20 protein-coding genes and 1 pseudogene are annotated in these 22,819 nt (G+C 62.9%); 14 read left to right on the top strand and 7 right to left on the bottom strand.

Going from position 1 to position 22,819, the window contains the following annotated elements; genetic code table 11:
* The first annotated feature begins 94 nt into the window (after nt 1-94).
* The 6 genes from ACMGGG_RS13120 (at nt 95) to ACMGGG_RS13145 (ending at nt 5,351) form a co-directional block, all read left to right on the top strand.
* Nucleotides 95-952: a LysR substrate-binding domain-containing protein gene (locus ACMGGG_RS13120; RefSeq protein ID WP_063545222.1), complete on the top strand. Its 858-nt coding sequence runs from the start codon at nt 95-97 to the stop codon at nt 950-952.
* 65 nt (nt 953-1,017) lie between these two features.
* Nucleotides 1,018-1,386, top strand: a complete 369-nt coding sequence (locus ACMGGG_RS13125) for a glyoxalase superfamily protein (RefSeq protein ID WP_414155631.1) — start codon at nt 1,018-1,020, stop codon at nt 1,384-1,386.
* Between the two features lie 195 nt (nt 1,387-1,581).
* Nucleotides 1,582-1,839 carry a hypothetical protein gene (locus tag ACMGGG_RS13130; protein WP_155738211.1) on the top strand — a complete coding sequence of 86 codons (258 nt, stop codon included), beginning with the start codon at nt 1,582-1,584 and terminating at the stop codon, nt 1,837-1,839.
* A gap of 223 nt (nt 1,840-2,062) precedes the next feature.
* A complete protein-coding gene (locus ACMGGG_RS13135) occupies nt 2,063-3,079 on the top strand; it encodes a branched-chain amino acid aminotransferase (RefSeq protein ID WP_063545224.1) in 1,017 nt (338 codons plus the stop codon).
* Nucleotides 3,080-3,313: 234 nt separating this feature from the next.
* Nucleotides 3,314-3,994, top strand: coding sequence for a response regulator transcription factor (locus ACMGGG_RS13140; RefSeq protein ID WP_054891589.1), 681 nt, complete (start codon nt 3,314-3,316; stop codon nt 3,992-3,994).
* Nucleotides 3,972-5,351: a sensor histidine kinase gene (locus ACMGGG_RS13145; protein WP_054891516.1), complete on the top strand. Its 1,380-nt coding sequence runs from the start codon at nt 3,972-3,974 to the stop codon at nt 5,349-5,351. The genes ACMGGG_RS13140 and ACMGGG_RS13145 overlap by 23 nt, the downstream gene beginning before the upstream one ends.
* Nucleotides 5,352-5,427: 76 nt before the next feature.
* On the opposite strand, the gene cysS is transcribed toward ACMGGG_RS13145, so the two are convergent.
* Both cysS and ACMGGG_RS13155 read right to left on the bottom strand, forming a co-directional pair.
* A complete protein-coding gene (cysS, locus tag ACMGGG_RS13150; RefSeq protein WP_063545225.1) occupies nt 5,428-6,810 on the bottom strand; it encodes a cysteine--tRNA ligase in 1,383 nt (460 codons plus the stop codon).
* A gap of 9 nt (nt 6,811-6,819) precedes the next feature.
* A complete protein-coding gene (locus ACMGGG_RS13155; protein ID WP_054891518.1) occupies nt 6,820-8,520 on the bottom strand; it encodes a glutamine--tRNA ligase/YqeY domain fusion protein in 1,701 nt (566 codons plus the stop codon).
* A gap of 246 nt (nt 8,521-8,766) precedes the next feature.
* Between ACMGGG_RS13155 and ACMGGG_RS13160 the strand changes: the two genes are divergently transcribed.
* Together ACMGGG_RS13160 and ACMGGG_RS13165 are read left to right on the top strand one after the other, a co-directional pair.
* Nucleotides 8,767-9,267, top strand: a complete 501-nt coding sequence (locus ACMGGG_RS13160; RefSeq protein WP_063545226.1) for a peptidylprolyl isomerase — start codon at nt 8,767-8,769, stop codon at nt 9,265-9,267.
* Nucleotides 9,264-9,986 (top strand): UDP-2,3-diacylglucosamine diphosphatase, encoded by a 723-nt coding sequence (locus ACMGGG_RS13165; protein WP_414155632.1) that lies wholly within the window; start codon nt 9,264-9,266, stop codon nt 9,984-9,986. Before ACMGGG_RS13160 ends, ACMGGG_RS13165 begins: the two co-directional genes overlap by 4 nt.
* A 49-nt stretch (nt 9,987-10,035) precedes the next feature.
* Here ACMGGG_RS13165 and ACMGGG_RS13170 read toward each other — a convergent pair.
* Nucleotides 10,036-12,352: pseudogene (locus ACMGGG_RS13170) on the bottom strand (acylase).
* A gap of 198 nt (nt 12,353-12,550) precedes the next feature.
* Here ACMGGG_RS13170 and ACMGGG_RS13175 point away from each other — a divergent pair.
* Nucleotides 12,551-12,925: a hypothetical protein gene (locus ACMGGG_RS13175; RefSeq protein ID WP_063545229.1), complete on the top strand. Its 375-nt coding sequence runs from the start codon at nt 12,551-12,553 to the stop codon at nt 12,923-12,925.
* Nucleotides 12,926-12,960: 35 nt separating this feature from the next.
* Here the strand turns inward: ACMGGG_RS13175 and ACMGGG_RS13180 are convergent, their stop codons facing one another.
* Nucleotides 12,961-13,149 (bottom strand): hypothetical protein, encoded by a 189-nt coding sequence (locus ACMGGG_RS13180; protein ID WP_054891523.1) that lies wholly within the window; start codon nt 13,147-13,149, stop codon nt 12,961-12,963.
* A 150-nt stretch (nt 13,150-13,299) separates the two neighbouring features.
* Between ACMGGG_RS13180 and ACMGGG_RS13185 the strand changes: the two genes are divergently transcribed.
* The 4 genes from ACMGGG_RS13185 (at nt 13,300) to ACMGGG_RS13200 (ending at nt 15,746) form a co-directional block, all read left to right on the top strand.
* Complete coding sequence (locus ACMGGG_RS13185) at nt 13,300-13,761, top strand: hypothetical protein (protein ID WP_063545230.1); 462 nt, start codon at nt 13,300-13,302, stop codon at nt 13,759-13,761.
* Nucleotides 13,762-13,992: 231 nt separating this feature from the next.
* Entirely contained in the window at nt 13,993-14,373 is a 381-nt protein-coding gene (locus ACMGGG_RS13190; RefSeq protein ID WP_063545231.1) for a Mor transcription activator family protein, read from the top strand.
* Nucleotides 14,374-14,416: 43 nt separating this feature from the next.
* A complete protein-coding gene (locus ACMGGG_RS13195) occupies nt 14,417-15,058 on the top strand; it encodes a DUF2589 domain-containing protein (protein WP_063545232.1) in 642 nt (213 codons plus the stop codon).
* A 115-nt stretch (nt 15,059-15,173) separates the two neighbouring features.
* Nucleotides 15,174-15,746, top strand: a complete 573-nt coding sequence (locus ACMGGG_RS13200) for a DUF2589 domain-containing protein (protein WP_151924919.1) — start codon at nt 15,174-15,176, stop codon at nt 15,744-15,746.
* Here ACMGGG_RS13200 and ACMGGG_RS13205 read toward each other — a convergent pair.
* The 3 genes from ACMGGG_RS13205 to ACMGGG_RS13215 are packed head-to-tail and all read right to left on the bottom strand — an operon-like array spanning nt 15,728 to nt 21,835.
* Complete coding sequence (locus ACMGGG_RS13205; protein ID WP_414155634.1) at nt 15,728-19,399, bottom strand: translocation/assembly module TamB domain-containing protein; 3,672 nt, start codon at nt 19,397-19,399, stop codon at nt 15,728-15,730. The genes ACMGGG_RS13200 and ACMGGG_RS13205 overlap by 19 nt on opposite strands.
* A complete protein-coding gene (locus tag ACMGGG_RS13210; RefSeq protein ID WP_063545235.1) occupies nt 19,399-21,141 on the bottom strand; it encodes an autotransporter assembly complex protein TamA in 1,743 nt (580 codons plus the stop codon). Before ACMGGG_RS13210 ends, ACMGGG_RS13205 begins: the two co-directional genes overlap by 1 nt.
* Nucleotides 21,142-21,193: 52 nt before the next feature.
* A complete protein-coding gene (locus ACMGGG_RS13215; protein ID WP_054891530.1) occupies nt 21,194-21,835 on the bottom strand; it encodes a GNAT family N-acetyltransferase in 642 nt (213 codons plus the stop codon).
* A 161-nt stretch (nt 21,836-21,996) separates the two neighbouring features.
* Between ACMGGG_RS13215 and xthA the strand changes: the two genes are divergently transcribed.
* A complete protein-coding gene (xthA, locus tag ACMGGG_RS13220) occupies nt 21,997-22,809 on the top strand; it encodes an exodeoxyribonuclease III (RefSeq protein WP_054891531.1) in 813 nt (270 codons plus the stop codon).
* Nucleotides 22,810-22,819: the final 10 nt, after the last annotated feature.

Raw genomic sequence — 22,819 nt, forward strand, 5'->3', positions numbered from 1 at the left:
GCCAACAAAACATAATGTTTCTTTATCATTTATTGACTGACAGTAATGTAAAAGCGGGCGTTCCGCCTCCCCCACTCCAACCGCAGGCCCGCCCATGACCACACCCGCCCTGGACCTCGATCTGCTACGCACCTTCGTCGCCATCGTCGATCACACAAGCTTCGCCGAAGCCGGTCGCCACCTGGCCCGCACCCAGGCTTCGGTCACCCAGCACATGCAACGGCTGGAACAGCAGGTGGGCGTGGCGCTGCTGCGCAAGCAGGGCCGACACAAAGCACTCACCGATGCCGGCCGCCAGTTGTTGCGCCATGCCCGGCAGATGCTCGCGCTCAACGACGAAGCCCTCGCCGGCCTGCGTCAGGACGGCCTGAGCGGCGTGCTGCGGATCGGTTCGCCGCATGACATCGCCGACACCATCCTGCCACCTCTGCTCGGCCATATCGCCCGTTCGGCGCCGAACCTGCGCCTGGAGATAAACGTCGGCCGCAGCCCGTTCCTGATGGACGACCTGCAGCGTGGCAAGGTCGACATGGTCATTTCCACCGTCACCGCCCCCGGCGTGGAGGGTTTCGCCTTGCGCACCTCGCCGGTGTGGTGGATCTGTGCAGCGCAGTACCAGCACATCCCCGGCGAACCGCTACCGTTGGTGCTGGTGGACGAACCCAGCCTGTACCGCCGACTAGCCCTGGACGCCCTGGAACAGGCCGGCATCCCGTGGCGCCAGGCCTACCTGGCGTCCAACCTGATCGGCATCAAGGCTGCAGTCCGCGCAGGATTGGGCATCACCGCGCGCAGCCAGGAGATGGTCGGCCCGGACATGCGCGTGCTCGGCCAGAGCGACGGCCTGCCGCCACTGCCGGACGTCACCTACCACCTGTGGGTGCGGGCCAATACGGTCAACCCGCTGGTGCGCCAGGCCTATGCCATGGTGCGCGCCAGCGTGGGGCTGTGAGCCAATCGCCATGGCCCACCGCGATGCGCTAGAGTGGCGACCTCTCACCCGGTAAGGATGCCTCCATGCAATTCGCCCCCGCCATTCCCGTGCTGCGCATCTTCTCGGTCGACAAGGCCAAGGAGTTCTACCTCGACTTCCTGGGCTTCAGCCTCGAATGGGAACACCGCTTCGCCCCGGACCTGCCGCTGTATGCGCAGATTCATCGCGACGGACTGATCCTGCACCTGTCCGAGCACTATGGCGACGCCACGCCAGGCTCTACCGTGTTTGCCCGGGTCGAAGATCTGAAGGCGCTCGAAAGCGAACTGCAGGCCAAAAAGTACGGCTATTCACGCCCCGAAGCCGAGCAGGTGGACTGGGGTCTGCAAATGCAGATCCGTGATCCGTTCGGCAATTTGCTGCGGTTTTGTCAGCAGATAGGGGATGCATAGCGTTACTGAAATCTCCTACGCACTACTTAGAAGCAAGTGAGTAGGCTCAGCAGCGAAAGCTCTGCATTGTGCGCGAACCTGAAATAGATTCGACATCAATAAGGAGCTTCGCTTGCAGGTTACAAGTAGATATCGAGTCGTCAGTCATCACGAGCGCACCATCAAGAGTCTAATCATCAACAGCCGAGCAGCGTGATGAACGACCTGACCAGCATCGCCTGCTTGTCCCTGACAGCGCTCCTCACAGACCAAATCCTACGTCGTCCAAACCGGCGCAAGTGGACGGGCATCGTTCTGATGTCATGTGCCATCGCAAGCTTCTTTCTCGAACATGGAACATTGCTGGGCATCCCAGGATTTCTATGGCCGATATTTCTGGCCGCCACAGGAATCCACTTGCTTACCCATCAGACGAAACATTGTTCAGATGCCGATCAGAGAGAAGGCTCGTAGCACAACGGTACAGAGCGAGCACTGCGGATAGGCCACACGGCTACGCAAAATACCTCACGCCCGACCAGAGCCCCCACCAGCACTGCACTGCAGATCATCCGACAGCCAGCCAACCAATTCATGACTGGCCGTTCCCCATCCTCTGCGGATGTATTATCGTGGCGAGGTGCGCATTTAAAAGCAGCCCGAGCGATCGGGCCTCTGCAAGACAATAGAGGGTGTCATGAGCAACGAGATCAACTGGGACAAGCTGGGCTTCGACTACATCAAGACCGACAAGCGCTACCTGTCCGTGTGGCGCAACGGCGAGTGGGACAAAGGCACCCTGACCGACGACAACGTGCTGCACATCAGCGAAGGCTCGACTGCCCTGCACTACGGCCAGCAATGCTTCGAGGGCCTGAAGGCCTACCGCTGCAAGGACGGCTCGATCAACCTGTTCCGCCCGGACCAGAACGCCGCACGCATGCAGCGCAGCTGCGCCCGCCTGCTGATGCCGCACGTGCCGACCGATGTGTTCATCGAGGCCTGCAAGCAGGTGGTCAAGGCCAACGAGAAGTTCGTCCCGCCGCATGGCAAGGGTGCCCTGTACCTGCGTCCGTTCGTGATCGGCACCGGTGACAACATCGGCGTGCGCACCGCGCCGGAGTTCATCTTCTCGGTGTTCGCCATCCCGGTTGGCTCGTACTTCAAGGGCGGCATGAAGCCGCACAACTTCCAGATCTCCAGCTTCGACCGCGCCGCCCCGCAGGGCACCGGTGCAGCCAAGGTCGGGGGCAACTATGCCGCCAGCCTGCAACCGGGTTCCGAAGCGAAGAAAGCCAACTTCGCCGACGCCATCTACCTGGATCCGCTGACCCACACCAAGATCGAGGAAGTCGGGTCGGCCAACTTCTTCGGCATTACCGCCAACAACGAGTTCGTCACGCCAAAATCGGCCTCGGTCCTGCCCGGTATCACTCGCCTGTCGCTGATGGAACTGGCGCAATCGCGCCTGGGCCTGACCGTGATCGAAGGCGACGTCGAAATCAACAAGCTTGACCGCTTCATCGAAGCGGGCGCTTGCGGTACCGCCGCAGTGATCACTCCGATCGGCGGCATCGAGTACAACGGCAAACTGCACGTGTTCCACGACCTGGAAAAGGTCGGCCCGGTCACCCAGAAGCTCTACAACGAGCTGACCGGCATCCAGAGCGGTGACGTCGAAGCACCGGCGGGCTGGATCATCAAGGTCGCCTGAGGCATCGCCTTGCAATGAAAACGGGGCGTGCCAGCAATGGCACGCCCCGTTTTCATTGCTGTCAGGGCCGGTTTCTTCGCAGGCGAGCCTGCTCCCCAACGGAGTCGCGCTGAACGCCAGGCGCGTGAAAACACCGATACTGGCACCCTGCCTCTGATAGATGAATTTTTCTTAAATCGCCGCTTGTCTATTCTTTGGCACAATCAGCCATCCAATCGCCGCCCAGGTATTAGCATGCCCCGCGTACTGACTATCGAAGACGACGCCGTCACCGCCCAGGAAATCGTCGCCGAACTTTCCAGCCACGGGCTGGAGGTCGACTGGGCAGACAATGGCCGCGAAGGCCTGGCCAAGGCCATTGCCGGCGGCTACGACCTGATCACCGTGGACCGGATGCTCCCGGAAGTCGACGGCCTGACCATCGTCACCACCCTGCGCAGCCTGAAGATCGCCACGCCCATCCTGATGATCAGCGCCCTGTCGGATGTCGACGAGCGCGTGCGCGGCCTGCGTGCGGGCGGCGACGACTACCTGACCAAGCCCTTCGCCTCCGACGAGATGGCGGCCCGCGTCGAGGTGCTGCTGCGGCGCAACAGCGTGCCCATGACCCAGACCCGCCTCCAGGTCGCCGACCTGGAGCTGGACTTGATCAGCCATGAGGCCCGACGCGGCGAGAGCAGCCTGAACCTGCTGCCAACCGAATACAAACTGCTCGAATACCTGATGCGTCACTCCGGGCAGGTCATCACTCGCATGATGATCTTCGAGGAAGTGTGGGGTTATCACTTCGATCCCGGCACCAACCTGATCGACGTCCACATCGGTCGTCTGCGCAAGAAGATCGACCCACCCGGCCAGACACCGCTGATCCGAACCGTACGGGGCTCCGGTTATGCCATTGCTGAACCCATCTAAGGGCTGGAGCTCCTCGACCAGCCGCCTGCTGGCGCTGTACAGCTTCCTGTTCGTGGCCTGGAGCAGCATCCTCATGGGGGTGCTGTACTTCGAGGTCACCAGCTACCTCAACAAGCTGACCCGCCACTCCATGCTGCAACGTCAGCACCTCTTCGCGCACATGACCGGCAAGCAGCTGGACGATGCGTTGATCGCCAGCCAGGCCTTCGAGGAACGCAGCTTCGACGCGTACGGCCTGTTCGACCCGCAGCTCAACCCCATCGGCGGTCGTATCCGCTCGATTCCGTCGGAGTTGGGCCTGGACGGCAAGGTTCACGAACTCAAGCGTTGCCTGGATGCCGACGATCCGCACCTGCCGCGCGACAGCTGCGATGCCGTGGCGATCCGCATCCCCGATGGCCGCTGGCTGGTGCTGGTGCGCGACAACGGCTCGCTGTTCGTGGTGACCCGGATCATTCTGCACGCGCTGCTCTGGGGCATTTCGCTGACGCTGATTCCCGGTTTCGCGGGCTGGTATCTGCTACGCAGGCGCCCGCTCAAGCGTATCCGCGCCGTACAGGCGAGTGCCGAGCTGATCGTGGCCGGCGATCTCACCCACCGCTTGCCGCTGTCGGCACGACGAGACGAGCTGGACATGCTGGCCGCGATCGTCAACGCCATGCTCGACCGCATCGAACGGCTGATGCACGAGGTCAAGGGTGTCTGCGACAACATTGCCCACGACCTGCGTACACCGCTGACCCGCCTGCGCGCCCAGCTCTACCGCATTCGCCAGCAGAGCGGAGCGAACTCGCCGGAAGCCGAAGCACTGGATCAAGCCATTAGCGAGACCGACACCCTGATGGCACGTTTCCGCGGCCTGCTGCGCATCAGCGAGCTGGAAGACCGCCAACGCCGCGCAGGGTTCGTCGAGCTTGATCCGCACAATTTGCTGGTGGAGTTGCACGACTTCTACCTGCCGCTCGCAGAGGATGGCAGCATTCGCCTGCAACTGGAGCAGCCTGCGCAGCTGCCCGCGCTGCACGGCGACCGCGAACTGCTGTTCGAGGCTTTGGCCAACCTGGTCGGCAACGGCATCAAGTTCACCCCGGAGGGTGGGCAGGTACGGATCCAGGCACTGCACGACGACGATGGCGTGCATATCGCCATCGAGGACAGCGGACCGGGGATTCCTGAACAGGAGCGTGCTGCGGTGCTCAAGCGCTTCTATCGCAGCGAGGAAGGACATCGTCACCCAGGGTTCGGGCTAGGCTTGTCGATCGTCGCAGCGATCGTCGACCTGCATGGATTCAGACTGGAAGTGGGCAGTAGCGAGCTGGGTGGAGCGAAGCTGGTGCTGCACTGCTCGACGGCCTGAAAAACATCACGGGACAAGTCGGTTCGGTGCCCCGACTTGTCCCGCAACAGGGCTGCTGGGCAGCCCTCGAGTCGTATCAGTCAGCCAGACGCCAGGTGGTGGTGCCTTTGCTGTCTTCAAGCACCACACCCATGGCAGCCAGTTGATCGCGAATGCGATCGGACTCTGCCCAGTTCTTGTCCGTACGCGCCTGCAAACGCGCCTGGATCAAGGCTTCGACCTCGGCAGCATCGACCTTGCCTTCGGCACCGGCACGCAAAAAGTCGTCGGCATCGAGCTGCAGCACACCCAGTACATCACCCAGCTCACGCAGGCGACCGGCAAGGCCTGCCGCTGCCTCAGCGTCGCTGTCGCGCAGGCGGTTGATCTCGCGGACCAGGTCGAACAGCACGGCGCAGGCTTCAGGGGTGCCGAAGTCATCGTTCATCGCCACGCTGAACCGCTCGACGAACGCCTCGCCACCCTTGGCGGCGACGCGCGGCAGGCCACGCAGTGCGTGATAGAAACGCTCCAGGGCGCCCTTGGCATCGCGCAAGCTGTCTTCGGAGTAATTGATGGCGCTGCGGTAGTGGCTGGCCACCAGCAGATAACGCACCACCTCCGGGTGGTACTTCTCGAGCACGTCGCGAATGGTGAAGAAGTTGTTCAGCGACTTCGACATCTTCTCGCCATTGATGCGAATCATGCCGCAGTGCATCCAGGCCGCCGCATAAGGCTTGCCGGTGGCCGCCTCGCTCTGGGCGATCTCGTTCTCGTGGTGCGGGAACTCGAGGTCGCTGCCACCACCGTGGATGTCGAAGCTCTCGCCCAGGCAGCAGGTGGACATCACCGAGCACTCGATGTGCCAGCCCGGACGACCTGGGCCCCAGGGCGAATCCCAGCTCGGCTCGCCCGGCTTGGCGCCCTTCCACAGGACGAAGTCCAGCGGATCCTGCTTGGCCTCGTCGACCTCGATCCGCGCGCCGATACGCAGGTCTTCGATCTTGCGTCGCGACAGCTTGCCGTAGCCGACGAACTTGCCGACGCGGTAGTACACGTCGCCATTGCCCGGCGCGTAGGCATAGCCCTTGTCGATCAGGGTCTGGATCATCGCGTGCATGCCGGGGATGTGATCGGTGGCACGCGGCTCCAGGTCCGGCTTGAGGATGTTGAGACGACGCTCATCCTCATGCATGGCATCGATCATGCGCGCAGTCAGCTCATCGAAGCGCTCGCCGTTTTCGTTGGCGCGGTTGATGATCTTGTCGTCGATGTCGGTGATGTTGCGCACGTACGTGAGCGCGTAGCCGCTCTTGCGCAGCCAACGGGTGATCAGGTCGAACGCCACCATGCTGCGACCATGGCCCAGGTGGCAGTAGTCGTACACGGTCATGCCGCAGACGTACATGCGCACGTTGTTGCCATCCAGGGGTTTGAAGACTTCCTTGGTCTTGCTCAGGGTGTTGTAGATGTTAAGCACGAGGATTCCTTAGCTGCCCCACGAATCGCGCAGGGTCACGGTGCGGTTGAACACCGGGCGACCCGGCTGGCTGTCTTTCAGGTCGGCGCAGAAGTAGCCTTCACGCTCGAACTGGAAGCGATCTTCTGGCTGGGCCTGGCCCAGCGAAGGTTCGGCACGACAACCCGTCAGCACCTGCAGCGATTGCGGATTGATATTTTCAAGGAAGCTGCCGCCCTCATCGGTTTTCTCCGGATTGGGCGAGCGGAACAGGCGGTCGTACAGGCGCACCTCGCACTCGATGCTAGCGGCGGCCGGTACCCAGTGGATCACGCCCTTGACCTTGCGACCCTCGGGGTTCTTGCCCAGGGTGTCCGGATCGTACGAGCAGCGCAGCTCGACGATATTGCCCTCGGCATCCTTGATCGCCTCGTCGGCACGAATTACATAGCTGCCGCGCAGGCGCACTTCACCGGCTGGCTCCAGGCGCTTGTATCCCTTGGGCGGCTCTTCCATGAAGTCATCGCGGTCAATGTACAGCTCACGGGCGAACGGCAGGACGCGCACGCCCATGTCTTCCTTCGGGTGGCGCGGCAGTTCGAGCTGCTCGACCTGGCCTTCAGGGTAGTTGGTGATCACCACCTTCAGCGGACGCAGTACGCACATGGCGCGCGGCGCGGTGCGGTCGAGGTCGTCACGAATGCTGAACTCGAGCATCGACATGTCGACCACGCCATCGGAGCGGTTGGTGCCGACCATGTCGCAGAAGTTGCGGATCGAGGCCGGGGTGTAGCCACGACGGCGGTAGCCCGAGAGCGTGGACATGCGCGGATCGTCCCAGCCCTCGACGTGCTGCTCGTCCACCAACTGCTTGAGCTTGCGCTTGGAGGTGATGGTGTAGTTCAGGTTCAGGCGGCTGAACTCGTACTGGCGCGGATGCGCCGGGACCGGCAGGTTGTCGAGGAACCAGTCGTACAGTGGACGATGGCCCTCGAACTCCAGGGTGCAGATCGAGTGGGTAATGCCCTCGATGGCGTCCGACTGGCCGTGGGTGAAGTCGTAGTTGGGATAGATGCACCACTTGTCACCGGTCTGGTGGTGGTGGGCATGGCGGATGCGGTAAAGAATGGGGTCGCGCAGGTTCATGTTGGGCGAAGCCATGTCGATCTTGGCACGCAGCACACGCTCACCGTCCTTGAACTCGCCAGCCTTCATGCGGGCGAACAGGTCGAGGTTCTCCTCGACGCTGCGCTCGCGGAACGGACTGTTCTTGCCGGGCTGGGTCAGGGTGCCCCGATATTCCTTGGCCTGCTCGGGGGTCAGGTCGCAGACGTAGGCCTTGCCGCGCTTGATCAGCTCGACCGCCCAGTCGTGCAACTGGTCGAAATAGTCGGAAGCAAAGCGCACCGGACCTGTCCACTCGAAGCCCAGCCACTTGACATCACGCTGGATGGCGTCGATGTACTCCTGGTCCTCCTTGGCCGGGTTGGTGTCGTCGAAACGCAAGTGGCAGGCGCCACCGAACTCCTGGGCCAGACCGAAGTTGACGCAGATCGACTTGGCGTGGCCGATGTGCAGATAACCGTTCGGTTCCGGCGGGAAGCGGGTGACGATACTGCTGTGCTTGCCCGAGTCCAGGTCAGCCTGGACGATCGGTCGCAGGAAGTTCGCAGGGACGGCGGGGGCGCCTTTGGCAGCGGCGTTGGTCGCGTTGTCGGTGGGCTTGCTCATAGGATCCTTGAATGCAGATGTCCGGTCCGGGTAGGCCGATTGAATCAAAGGGCCTATCATAGCCGAAGCAGTCAAGCTGCTGACAGCCGGGCACCGACAAACTGGCGCGATTTCTCGCAGCGTTTTGTCGTCAGCTGGCAAAATGGCCGCCGCGCGCCTTGTGTCGCCGCCGCCAGATCCTGCGTCAGGTACAGTACGCGACCTGTGCACCCTATTCCCGAATGCCTTGAAAGAGCGAATTTCAGCATGTCCAAAGTCAAACTGAGCACCAACCACGGCGACATCGTTCTGCAACTGAACGCCGAAAAAGCCCCGCAAACCGTCGAGAACTTCGTTCAATACGTCAAGGACGGCCACTTCGACGGCACCGTGTTCCACCGTGTGATCAAGGGCTTCATGATCCAGGGCGGCGGCTTCGAGCCTGGCATGAACCAGAAGAAAACCCGCGCCAGCATCCAGAACGAAGCCGACAACGGCCTGAAGAACACCAAGTACAGCATCGCCATGGCCCGCACCATGGAGCCGCACTCGGCCTCGGCGCAGTTCTTCATCAACGCTTCCGACAACGACTTCCTCAACCACAGCGGCAAGAACGTGCAGGGCTGGGGCTACGCGGTGTTCGGCGAAGTGACCGAAGGCCGTGAAGTGGTCGATGCCATCGAGAAAGTCGCCACCGGTTCCAAGGCTGGCCACCAGGACGTGCCGAAGGACGACGTGATCATCGAGAAAGCCGAGATCATTGAGTGATCCTGCTGATCTCCGATCTGCACCTGCAAGAAGAACGCCCGGACATTACCCGGGCGTTTCTTGATCTGCTCGATGGGCGGGCGCGACACGCCAAGGCGCTGTACATTCTTGGCGACTTCTTCGATGCCTGGATCGGCGACGATGCCATGACGCCGTTCCAGCAATCGATCTGCCAGGCGTTGCGCACGCTGTCCGAGAGCGGCACGGCGATCTACCTGATGCACGGCAACCGCGACTTTCTCATCGGCCAGGACTTCTGCAAGGCCGCTGGCTGCACCCTGCTGACCGAACCTAGCGTGGTTGAGCTGGGTGGCGAGCCGGTACTGCTGATGCATGGCGACACCCTGTGCACCCGCGACGTGGCCTACATGAAGCTGCGCCGCTACCTGCGCAACCCGCTGAGCCTCTGGATTCTGCGTCATTTGCCGCGGTCCACGCGCCAGAAACTGGCGCGCAAGCTGCGCAGTGAAAGCCAGGCGCAGGTGCGGATGAAGAACACTGAAATCGTCGATGTCACCCCCGACGAAGTGCCCAAGGTGATGAGCGAGCACGGTGTGCGCACGCTGATCCATGGCCATACTCACCGCCCTGCCCTGCACAAGCTGGTGGTCGAGGGCCAGCCGGCTCGGCGCATCGTACTGGGGGACTGGGATCGCCGAGGCTGGGCGCTGCAGGTGGACGACCAGGGCATGCACCTGGCGCCGTTCGAATTTTCCTGACGCGCAGGCCCTGAGGTGGCTCGTGCCACCACAGGGCCACTGATTTCGACTATTTCCCCGCGCTGACCAGTGCCTGCTCATCCCGCTCGCTCACCCCATACTGGCGATACTGAGGATCAGAGGTAATCTGCGCTTCGGTAAACGGAATGGGGGCCAATTGTCCGGCCGCAAAGGCACGCGTCTGGTCGAATGCGTGCACCGAGGCCGACTCGCTGGACAGTGAAAATGCCAGCAACCCCTTGGCCTGGGGCCCCTGCTCGGTGAAGCTGACCAACTGCAGATAGCTGGTACCGCTGACTACCAGACGCTTCCCTGCCCCATTGGGCACACTGACCATGGCGTTGTAGACCCCCAACTCCTGCGGGCCACCCGGCACCGGCGTGCCGTCCAGCGCTTGCTGTACCTGCCCCCAGTGTTGTTCTTGCGCCATGCCGCCTTCCTGCACCTGCGCCAACGAAGCCAGCGCCGCCTCACGCAGCAGCGCGCGCACTGCTGCTTGCTCTACTGCAAGACCACGCGGCGTGTGCTGCGGATCGGCCGGATCGAACGCCACACGCCAGATTTGCGGCTGGTCGCCCAGCGCTTCCATGATGTTGGCAAAATGCACAAGCCCCATGCCGCTGTCGGTGCCGGCCTTGCCGTTCCAGGCCTTGAGGCTGGCGCAAACAGCCTGCAGATCGCGTTCGGCGCCTTTGCACCAGTCCAGCAGCTCTGGCAGGAGTTGGCTGGCCAGATACACCTCGTCGTCCAGCACCATGTGCTGCAGCTCAGCTACGCCGAGCTTGGCGCGACCTTGCAGGCGCTGCAAGGCAAAGCGGGTACGCATCCCCAAGGGTTGGTCTTCACGGCTGATCAGCGGCGAGAAGCCTGTCAGCGGCTGGGCCGGGTTGACCTGCCAGGCCGAGTCATTGGAGTTCTGCACGAAGTCCGCGCGCTCAAGGCTTGGCTGCAGGCGCGCGGGGAAAATTCCAGGTTGCGCAGCGTCGGGGTCAACCTTCCACTGGCAGGCGCTGCGCGAACCGTCCAGTACGACCAACGGCCCGACCAGCGACGGGTCGCTGCACTGGGCAAGCATGGCCTTGTCGACATACGGCACCACCGACTGATTCAGGTACAGCGCGCGGCCACCGGCATCCACTGCCAGGGTGTTGACCCAAGGAATGCCCTGAAGCTTGGCCACCGAGGTCTTGACAGCATCGATGTCCTTGGCGCGATTGATCCCGTACCACTGCTCAAGCACTCGCGTGTTGTCGAGATTGGCATCGCGCAGGCTGTAGGCATATTTGCCATCCCAGTCCAGGCGCCCCGGCCACTGCACCACAGGGCCGAACCTGGAGACGTGGATCTGGCGCTGCACCTGGCTGAGCGTTCCGTCCGCCCCCTTCACCGCAACAGTGATTGCCTGCTGTTGAAGCGGCAGCGACTGGCCATCCAGCAGGTAACGGGTGGGATCCTTCGGGTCGAGCTGCAGACGGTACAGGGTGAAGTGCTTGGAGGTGTCGACGGTGTGGGTCCAGGCCAGATCACGGTTGAAACCGATGTTGATCACTGGCAACCCCGGCAGCGCAGCCCCCATCACATCCAGTTGCCCGGGAATGGTCAACTGCATCTGATAGAACCGCAGGCCGCCGATCCAGGGGAAGTGTGGGTTGGCGAGCAACAAGCCACGCCCATTGGCCGAGCGCTGCGCACCGATGGCCACGGCGTTGCTGCCACGCTCGCTGGCGAACGCCTGCTGGCGTGCCAGGGCCACGCCGTAGTCGGCCTTCGGCCTGTGCATGGCCAGCCCCGGCGGCGTTGCTGCGACCACCGCTTCGGCGAACTGGCCGATACCCCCTTCAGCCAGCAGTCGGCGGGTCAGCTTCACCAGGTCCAGGCTGGTGATTGGCCTGACCCAGTCGCCCGCCCCGCACTCCACCGGCAGCCCCTGGGCCTTGCGTTCGGCAAGCGCTCGGTTGTCAGCCGGCAGCATAGCCCTCCAGGCGATCGCGAATGGGCGCCGACTGCGCCTGGAGGAATCCGTTGACTGCCGCATTGTCGTTCAGCCAGGTGAAGAACAGATCGCTGTCGAGGTTGTCGCGCTGCTCGACCGTCTTGCCTTCGGCACCGAAATATTTCGACCGCTCACCATTGACCGTGAGCACTTCGTCAGCCAGCAGGCACAGGTTGTCCTGGGCATAGGCGTAGCCGATGCCATAGCCCAGGCCGCGCTCATTGCTGGCCAGGATGTGCGGCACACCGAAGCTGGTGCGGCGAATCTGCGCCGAAGCATCGCCGGCAACTTCCCGCGCCTGCGCGCCGGCAGCAGCGGTGGCAAGCACGATGGCCAGGCCAAGGCAGGATAAGGGTCGCGATAGTGGGATCACGGGCACTCCTGGGGAATGAGAGGTCATCCCGATCAGACGAGCGGCCGGATGAAAATTTTACGTCTTGCGCTACGCGGGAACGTCTTGAAAAGGACGTGGCAGTTTTTTTTCAGTCAGAACTGCAGTTTTCCCGCGCTCATTCGTCCTAATAGTTAGGCACTCATGATTTCGGGACAGTCCACGAAAAGGAGCATTCACATGTACAACCCGCAACTGCAGGCGCAGCACCAGCGCACCGCTGAGCGCACATCGCCGCAAGACAGCACTGGCGCGCAGGAACGGATCGGCAACGAACAGATCCGCGAACTGTTGCGCGCCTACGGTCTGCGCACCAGCCTGATTCGCCTGAAAGTCATCGATGCGCTGCATTCGGCCGATCGCAGTGGCCGCAGCATCGGCGTACGCGGCGTACATGCGCAGCTGGAGCAATTGGATATCCCGCTGTCATTCCTGAGCGTGCGCGAAGTGCTCAAGCGACTCTGCACCGAGGGCGTCATCAGCCTGGGCGATGACAAGTGCTACAGCCTTCAGCCTGCAGCCCGCGCCGTGCTGGAGCAGAACGCCTTGCGCTGATTACCCGGCCGGCCAGGACGGCCGGCTGGCCTGCGTCAGGACTTCACCTTGCGCCGCAGGATGCCGTTGATCACCACGACGACCACGGCGATACCAATGGCCAGGTACTGGAAGGTCTGCTCGCTGATCGTGCCCTGTTTCTGCAGGTAGCTCAGGCCGAACATCACACCCATCATCACCACGATGATGAGGATCGAATATTTGAAGCGCTGCATGTGTGTCATCGGCAATTCCTTGGAGCATCAGGGACAAAAGAAGCTCGTCACGAGCCGGCCACATGATACATGGCCAGATCCACTCGCGATGCATTTCCTGCTGAGCTTCGCCGCTCAAGATTGAAAACATGGACGCCCGACTCGTGCCCCGGAGCGACCATGCCAACACCCATCCTGCTTTGCACCTTGCTGTTTCTCCCACTCACCTGCGCCCACGCCATCGATACCAGCACCCTGCCCCGCGAACAACTGCTCGAGCTCGGCACACGCCTCGAAGCGTCCAGCGGCAGCAACCAATGGCAGCAGTTGTGGCAACAGGTTCGTGGCAACGGCTTGTTGCAGGCCCAGCCAGGCCAGTTGCGCTTCGTCCCTCCCCCCTCGGAACTGCCGGCCATGGTCAGATTGACCTTGGCACAGGCGCAGCATGTGGAACCCTTCGCCATTACCCACGCGCGCTACCGCCGGGTATTCAGCCCGCAAGTCATCGGCTATCGCGGTAGCCAAGCGCTCGAAGCACTGTGCGTAGACGTGGACTGGCGCGCATTGCCCGCCGCAGCGGTTTCCGCCCCTCAGAGCTACCTGGGTTTGGCGAGCCTGCGCAAAGCCTACCCCTGCGATTGAAATGGGTACCGACACCCTTGGAACACGCCTAAGAAGTCGACCGAGAAAGAACAAGACCTACTGGAAAATCACGGCTCAACTTCCTACGTAAGAGCTCTCCTCTGCCTGCAACAAACGCTCTACAGGAACTACAGAGCATGGGCCACTTGGCGCCTAGGAATGATCGGGAGAGGTGGCTGAGAATCCCTGGGCACCCATCGTGCTGGCCTCTAAGACACAGGGAAATCGAATATGGAACTGCCAGATCTGACTGCAATCGATGTCGCCCAGCTACCTCATTCACTGCAATCGCTGATCGAGTGCATCGGCCTTGAAAATGCGTACCGGCTGACCTGCGCCTACGGCGGCCGCCCCAAGTACATCCCCAAACACCGTGACCGCACACGGCTGGCCGAGCTGCTGCCAGCCGACGCGCTGGACGCACTGATCAAGCGCTATGCCGGCATTGCCCTGGAGATTCCCAAGGCCGACCACTTCCAGCGCCAGTTGCGCAACCTGCAAATCCAGAAAGAAAGTGCCAGCGGGCTGTCGCGCAGCCTGCTCGCGGACAAGTACGGACTGAGCCTGCGTCAGATCGGCAACATCCGGCGCCAGGACAACCACCCCCACTGAAAACCGGGCCTGAACATTCACCGCCCCCGAAGGAGTATCACCCATGTCCATTGACAACAGCCTGATCGGTTCCGTCATCAACTCTCTACCCATGGACCGAATGATTGCCGGCCCCTTGCAGGCCATGGTCCAGGCGCAGGTCACCGCGAGCAAGTCGTACGCCGACTTCCTCATGAATGTCTGCATCCAGGATGGCAAGGCAGTCGCCATCCAGTTCGACTACGACGAGACCATCGTCGGTGAGGATGGCGAATACAAAGGTATCGTCGCCAAGAGCATGAAGGTGCCACTGCTGGCGGCCATCACTCACCCGAACATTGCCATCGACGAAGGCAAGATCGAGTTCGAGATGACCATCAACCAGATGGCCGAGGACCGATCCTCCAAGGAGGCGGAAGGCAGCATGGAGGCCTCGCTCGGCTGGGGACCGTTCAAGCTGAATGTGAAAGGCAGTGTAAGCCACAAGTCGGAGCAGACCCGCAAGACCGATACCCGCGCGCGCTACGCCTTCAACACTACCGTGCGCCGTCAGCAACCACCGGAAGCCCTCATGCGCGTCATGGAATTCCTCACCGATGCTGCAACCAAACCTGCCGTGCTCGCCAGCTCAGAGCTACGCAGTACCGACAGCATCTCCAGCGAAGACACCCTGGCCGGCGCTGAGAAACCCGCTACAACGACTTGATGCGCAATGCCCTACCTCACCCACACCTGCCGCAGGTCCCCTCCGGGGCACCTGCGGCCTGCGCACTGGAGACCCTTGATTGGATCAGCCCTGCGAACACGCTCAACCGACCCCCATGACATCCACCGACCTGCGCGACATCACGCGCGGGCTCCAGGAAGCCGCCGCGGCAACCAATACCCTGATTGCCCAGCAATACCTCAGACTCTTCGATCAGTTCTTCGACGTGGACGCCGAGCAGCCCGGCATGCCGATGCGCGCCAAGATGGTCGAAGTGGCGATGGACGATACGCACACGTTGCGCATCCCGTTGATTGCCCTGGTGTCCACCAAGGGCCTGGCCCTGGAGCGCATGCAGGTCGACCTGTCGGTTCACGTGAAGAACGCTCAGGCCCGACAGGATTTGCTGCAGCAGGCCAACGACACCACCTCGTGCTCGCACTTCAAGGTCACCGTCGGCGCCCAAACGCGCCGTGGCGAAGGACGCGACCCCGACGAAGTACAGATTCGCATGCAGTTCCAGGCCTGCGAGCCGCCCGAAGCGATCAACCGGCTCATCGAGGAGTACACCAACCTGATCATGCCTGTGCGCACACCGCCCATGCCCGCCCCGGAGCCAGGCGCAGACGGCAACGAGTTCATCGAAGCCGCCACTGTCCGCCGATCAGATCAGAAGTCGCGTTTGTAGAAGATGTCCAGCGAGCTCGCCAGCCCGCTGGCGGCCTCCAGATAGACCTTCTTGCTCAGTTTGTAGCGCAAGGCAATGGTGTTGGCTGGCTCGAACACACCGACCCCATAACGCAGGCTGAGGCGTTCGGTCAGGTTGCCGCTGGCCACCACGTTGGTCTTGTTGCCCGAACCTTCGGTGTCGAGCTGAAAATCATCGATTCCCAGGCTCGAGGCCAGGCTCCCGGTAATCCCGGCGCTACCGGCAAGGCCCAGGCCCAAGGCCGCTTCAGCCAGCATGTTGTTATCCTCGCCAGAATTGCCCAGGGGACGTCCCAACACTAGATACGACAACGCCTGCTCCTGGCTCATGGCCGGCTCCGAGAACACTTGGGTAGTCGGCTGCTCGGCACTGCCGCTCAGGCGAATACCCGCAATCACGTCATCGACCTTGCGGATCGCTTCGATATCCAGGTATGGCTGATCGAGGGGGCCTGCGAACAACAGCCGCGCACGACGGATGGTCAGGCGCTGGCCGTAGGCTCGATAACGACCGTCAGCCAGGCTCAACTCACCACGCGTGTCCAGGTTGTCACCTATGTGCACATGACCCAGCAGATTGGCGGTCAGGCCAAAGCCGCTGAAGGACAACTTGTCACGACCGACTTCGACATCGATGTCCATCGCGACCGCCATCGGCGGCGTGCCCTCTTCGGTCTGGTGGCCGATAATCACCGTGTCGTCGGAGACCTTCACCGTCGAAGGCGGCAGCTCGCGCACGGTGATCTTGCCCTTGGGTACCTGAACGTTGCCCGTCACTGCCAGCTTGTCGCCGGACAGGCGGATATTGAGGTCCGGCGCGACCTCCAGCGCGGCATAGGGCTCGACGTTCACTGGAAGCTGCTGGCCTTGCAAACGCAAGTCGACAGCCAACGCCTGCCCCCAAGCCAATTCGCCGGCCAATTGCCCGCGCCCGGCCCCGCCACTTCGCCAGTCACCGCTGATCCGGATCTGCTCCCCGGCCACGAGCGCACGCAACGACAAGTCTTCCAGGCTGACCGGCAACTCGGCGCCACTGACATGCCCGCCGCTAAGCGTCAGGTTGCCGTTGACCTGTGGCGCCAGCAAGGTACCCGACAAACGCCCGTCGCCGTTGAGTTGCCCGGCCAGGCGCTCGACCATCGGCACGAAAGGCCGGGCGATCGACAGGTCCAGCCCGGAAAGGCGAAACTCACCGGAAAGCGGTTTGTCCCGGCCCAGGGGATCGATGCGTGTCGACAGGTTCAACGCCCCCAACCGGTCGCCACGAAACGCCAGCGACGTGTCTACCCGGCGCGGTGCCAAGGTACTGTCCAGGCGGAGCGTCTGGTAGGGGAAGTCGATCCAGCGCCCGTTATCACGGACCCGCAGCGTGCCGCCGCTGGCATCGATGCGCACCGTGCCTTTGGGGCCGCTGGCCGGCATATCCAGGTTGATGTCGGCATTGAGCATGCCTTGCCAGGCGAAATCCTTCGGCAGCCACTGGGCCAGACTGTCGATGGGGAACTGCTTGAGGTGGTAGCGCAAACGTGGATCCGGCGCCAGGCGCTGATCCTCGCCACACAGGCTGGCAGCGCCGGAGCGCCAGCAATGTGCACCGAAGTCGAGCTGCCCGTTGGCCAGGCGCTGCAGGCGTGCGGGGGCTTGCAATTGCCAGTCCTGACCGCCTGCCTGGATGCGCCCGCTGGCCAGGCGGCCACGCCAATCACCCTTGCCGAGCGTGCCGTCCAACGCAAGGTCGAGCTTGAGCTGGGGTCCATTCAGCGCCACTGTCAGCGCCTGCTGGCGGATATCACCTTTGCCCGTGGCATCAAGATTGCCCAAGGCCGTTTCGCCCAGGCGGATATTGCCGGCCTTGAGGGTGATCAGTCCACGCTGGGCGCTGTCCAGGCGTGCGTCGAGATCCAGGCGCTGTATGCGGTTGTCGGCCTGGGCCAGCTGTTGCCCCTGAAGACTCAGGACACCCTGCGGCGCAGCCAGCGTGCCAGCCAGATCGAGGCGACCTTTGACCTGCCCCTGCAAGCGCGGCCACAGCTGGCCAAGGCGCGGCAGGTCGATATCGAGGCGACCGGCAAGGCGTTGCTGCAGGCTGCCACTGCCATTGATCCGGTTGTCACCCAACTGGATCGCCAGCGCTCCGAGCGTCCAGGCCTCACCTGCCCCCTTGGCATCAGCCTTGAGCACCGCCGGCTGACCACGCAGGCGCCCTTTGAGGTCGAGTTGGGCATCGAGCTGCAGACGCTCGTTCTTCAATTCGCCCTTGCTGCGCAGCGGCCCTGCCAGGGTGCCCGGCAGCTCCGCCAGCCAATAGGCGGGGTCGAGCGCCGACAGTTGCAGATCGACATCCCAGGTAATCGCGTCGGCAAAGCCCAGCGCCACGGCACCCGATGCCTTGCCCTGCCCGGCGACCAATGCCAACTGTGGCAGGCGCACCTGGGTCAGGTCGCCATCGAACGGGCTGGCCAGGCTGAACGCACCGGCCGGGCCATCGAGGTCTCCTTTGAAATCACCGTTGTAGGTACCGTCGCGATAGTGCACCTGGGCGTTGAAGCGTTTGAGCGTGACTTGCGGTGCTTCGTCCATCGGGTACAGACGCAGCCAGGGAAAATCGAGCCAGTCGATCCGGGCATCGGCCGTCAGCCCTTGCTGCCAGTCGGCACTGGCCTGCAACGTGAGGCGCTGGGTCTCACTGGCGCTGAGGTCCAGTGTCTCGAGCCGGGCCCCCTTGGCATCGACCTTGCCATTCAGGGCCAGGGCCACTGGCCCCTGCTCGGCCGGAAGGCTGGCCGTACCTTTGAGCAGGTATCCCTTGAGCAAGTCACCCTTGGCCTGAAGGTTGAGCTGATTCAGTTGCAGGGGGTCGGGTAACGAGGCAGAGGGCCGGAACGTCTCGGCGCGGATCTGCAGTGTCGCGGGCAAGTGATCGGCCAGCGCTTGCAGCTCACCCTCGAGCTTCGCCTCGAGATAACCCGTGCTGGTGCCCTCGAGGGCCAGGGTCTTCTGCAGGTCGCCCTTGGCATTGAGCACCAATTGCCAGGCCTGCCCATCCACTGCCGGCAGTTGCAGGGTGGCATCGGCCTGAAGCGGCCAATCCCCCTGGGGCTGCAGATTGCCCTGCAGGCTCAGGTGCAGGTCGTCACGCTGCAATTGCAGGGCGTCGATACGCAGGCCTTCGGTGGTCCAGTGGGCGGCCAGTTGCAGGTCGCCGAGCAGGTCACTGCCATCCAGGCGTAACTGACCGATCTTGACCTCACCCAGCTCGATTGCGATCGGCAAACGCAGTTCGGGCAGTTGCAACGGCCCTGTGTCCGCCTGCGACTCACTCGCAGCGAACGCCATGTCGATGCGCTCGGCTTGCAACCGCTGCACGCACAGCGTGGCGCGCAACAGGCACGAGGGTGACCATTGCAGTTGCGGTGCCTGCAGCTCGACCCGGCTGCCATCCTGGGCCCAGACCACACGGGCGGCCTGCCATTGGCCTCCCAGATGGCCCTGGAAGTCCTCGACCTCAAGCCCCGGCACCCGGCTCAGGGCCCAGCGGCTGCCCGCTTGCGTTCCCAGTACCAGTGCTGCGCAAAGCCCCACCAGCACCAGCAAGCCCAATACGATCGACAACACAGGTTTGAGCAGGCGCATCACAGTTCAGGCCCCATGGAGAAATGCAGCCGGATACCACCGTCGTCGTCCAGCGCGCGCGCCAGGTCCAGACGCAGCGGCCCGACCGGCGAGACCCAGCGCACGCCGATGCCGACGCCAGTCTTGAGGCTGGGCAGTTCCAGCGAATTGAACGAGTTGCCCTGGTCGATGAAGGTCGCCACGCGCCATTTCTCCGTGACCGAATATTGGTACTCGGCACTGCCGGCCACCAGGTAGCGGCCACCGATACGGTCGCCCTTGTTGTTCTTCGGCGACAGCGTCTGGTAGTCATAGCCCCTGACGCTCTGGTCGCCACCGGCGAAGAAGCGTAGTGAGGGCGGGACGTTCTGCTGGTAGCCGTTGGTAGCGCTGCCACCGAACTGCACGCGCCCGAGGAAGCGATGGTTCTGCCCCAGGGTGGTGAGGCCCTTGAGCAGGACATTGCCATGCACCAGGTTGGTGTCCGAGCCCAGCCCTTCCTTGGCCGCCTGCAGGTCGAACTGCAGGCGATAGCCATTGTGCGGGTCGATGCGGTTGTCACTGCGCAAATAGGAAAAGCTCACCCCAGGCATCAGCAGGTTGCTCAGCCCGGAGTCGTCGCCCAGGCGGTACTCCTCGCGCTGGTACTTCAGCGAGATCACCCGCTGCCAGCCGCTGGGCAGTTTGCTGTGCCATTCGGGGCCGACAGTCAGCAGCTTGCTGAGGGTGTCGGTGCCGGCGATCTCTTCGTTCTGGTAACCACCGGCAAAGCGCAGCTTGTCGGTCAGTGGAGGGTCCAGCGGGATGTCATACCACAGGCCGACGTTCTGCCGGGGCGCCGAGAGCTCGGTCTCCCAGCCATAACTGTGGCCTTGGGGATTGACCCAGTGCCGTGTCCAGTTCGCCTTGCCCCGTGGCCCCACGTCGGTCGAGAACCCCAGGCCCAGCCCCAGCGTTCGCGGTTTACGGGTATCCAGGCGCACGTCCACCGGCACCACGTCATCGACCGCCGCCGTCGGCGCCGCATCGACACGTACTCCTTCGAAATAGCCACTGGACTGCAGGTCGTTATTGAGTTCGGCCACCAGTTCTGAATCGTAGGGTGTTCCCGGCTTGAAGCCGACCATGCGTTGCAGCAGGTCGTCGTCCAGCGGTGCGTCGCCACCGAAGGTCACCTTGCCCAGGCGATAACGCGGGCCACTCTGGTACACCAGCTCGATATCCGCAACGCCTGCTTGCGGGTCTACCGCAAGGCGCTGACGGGAAAAGCGCCCGTCGAAGAAGCCATAGCGCGAAGCCTGGTTCTGGATCAGCCGCTTGGCGTCCTCGTAGACACCATGATTGAGCTGCTCGCCCGGGCGCAATGCCTTGCTGTCCGGAATGCGAAAGGCCTTCATCTCGCTCGCCGGGCCTTCGATGCGCACGGTCACATTGCGCAGGCGCACCGGCTCGCCAGGGTCGACCCGAATGATCAGTTGTACGGGTTGATCGGCCTTGCTCGGCGGCTTGACCTCGGTATCGATCTGCGCCTGGTAGTAGCCCAGCGCCTGGGCCGCCTTGCGCGCCTGCTCCTCAGCCCCGCGGCTGAACCGCAGCAAGGCCTCCTCGTCGCGATCGCCCAGGCTGCCGATGTAGCCTTCGATATTGGCCTGCAACGTCTTGTTGGACGGTTTGACCCGTACCAACAGTTCGCTCTGGCCCCATGCTGTGCAGCTGGCGGCGAGCAACAGCACGCCCCAACCAAGTCTTCCTGAATACGTCATGCGGGGCATGCTACCAGAGCGAAGCGGCAGCGTAAGCCGCAGGAGGTTGCGATCAAGCAATTGGCGGGTTGGAGGACAGCGGATTCGGATGAAAGAACACTCTCTCTCGGATTGGCCCGACCGCGACCTCACCAATCTCCTGATAGCCCTGGCGCTCGTAGAAGGCCAGGTAATGGGCATTGCCGGTGTCGAGGATCACGCCTTGGGTATCGGGATCGTCGGCGCACCAGTCGTGCACTGCCTGTAACAATTGCTCACCATAGTGTTGCCCCTGAAACTGCGGGTGCACCCCCAGCAGAGGCAGCACATGGACTTGCTGACTGGGCAGGCACGCCGCCAGTGCCGCTTGATACTCGAGGTATCGACGGGTGCAGCGCCGGCCTGTTCCCAGCAGCATGCGCAGGCGCCAGGCCCAACTGTCGGCCACGCCAAGGCGACGTTGCGGCGGCACGATCAGCGCGGCACCGACCAGGCGGTCGTCGACCAGCACACCGATTGCCGGCAACTGCAGGTAGAAGTGCTGACGCACCCATTCGCGCACCATCACCCGCAGGCGGCGCTCATAACCCCGCCGCTGTGCATCGAACAGATAGGCGAAGGTCGGCTCGTGGCGATAGGCATGGTAGAGCAGCGAACGCACTTCGCGGCTGTAGCCATCGTCGAGCAGGCTGATATGCGCCGGGGCGTCGGACATTGCGATGATCCTCCTGGAATGTACGTAACAGAGCCTTGGAGGCGTCGTGTCGCACATCGTTCCCCCTCCAGCACGTTAGCAGCGCCCCGGCGACGCTGCCACGCTGGTGATGACGGCCAATGTCGGCTAGCATCCGAGGCTTTTACCAGGATCGTCTTTCCATGAAGATCGTCTCGTTCAACATCAATGGCCTGCGCGCCCGCCCGCACCAGCTGGCTGCGCTGATCGAGAAGCACCAGCCAGACGTCATCGGCCTGCAAGAAACCAAGGTCAGTGACGATCAGTTCCCGCTGGCCGAAGTACAGGCATTGGGCTATCACGTGCATTTCCATGGCCAGAAGGGCCACTACGGGGTTGCTCTGCTCTCGCGCCAGGCGCCATTGTCGCTGGTCAAGGGCTTCAGCACCGATGAAGAGGACGCCCAACGCCGCTTCATCTGGGGCACCTTCGCCGATGCCGACGGCACCCCGATCACCATCATGAACGGCTACTTCCCCCAGGGCGAAAGCCGCGACCACCCCACCAAGTTCCCGGCCAAGCAACGCTTCTACAGCGACCTGCAGACCCTGCTCGAAGGTCAGTTCCGCAATGACCAGCCATTGGTGGTGATGGGCGATGTGAACATCTCGCCCCAGGACTGCGACATCGGCATCGGTGCCGATAACGCCAAGCGCTGGCTCAAGACCGGCAAATGCAGCTTCCTGCCCGAAGAACGTGAATGGATGGAACGCCTCAAAGGCTGGGGCCTGGTGGACAGCTTCCGTCACCTGCACCCGGAGGTAGCGGACCGCTTCAGCTGGTTCGACTACCGCAGCCGCGGTTTCGAGGACGAACCCAAGCGTGGCCTGCGCATCGACCTGATCATGGCGTCGCAGGCACTGCTTCCACGCCTGAAGGCGGCGGGCGTCGACTACGAACTGCGGGCGATGGAGAAGCCCTCGGACCACGCCCCCATCTGGCTGGAACTGGCCTGACGGCGCAGGC

Source organism: Pseudomonas sp. BNK-44-b (assembly GCF_047456245.1).
GTDB classification, from domain to species: domain Bacteria; phylum Pseudomonadota; class Gammaproteobacteria; order Pseudomonadales; family Pseudomonadaceae; genus Aquipseudomonas; species Aquipseudomonas machongensis.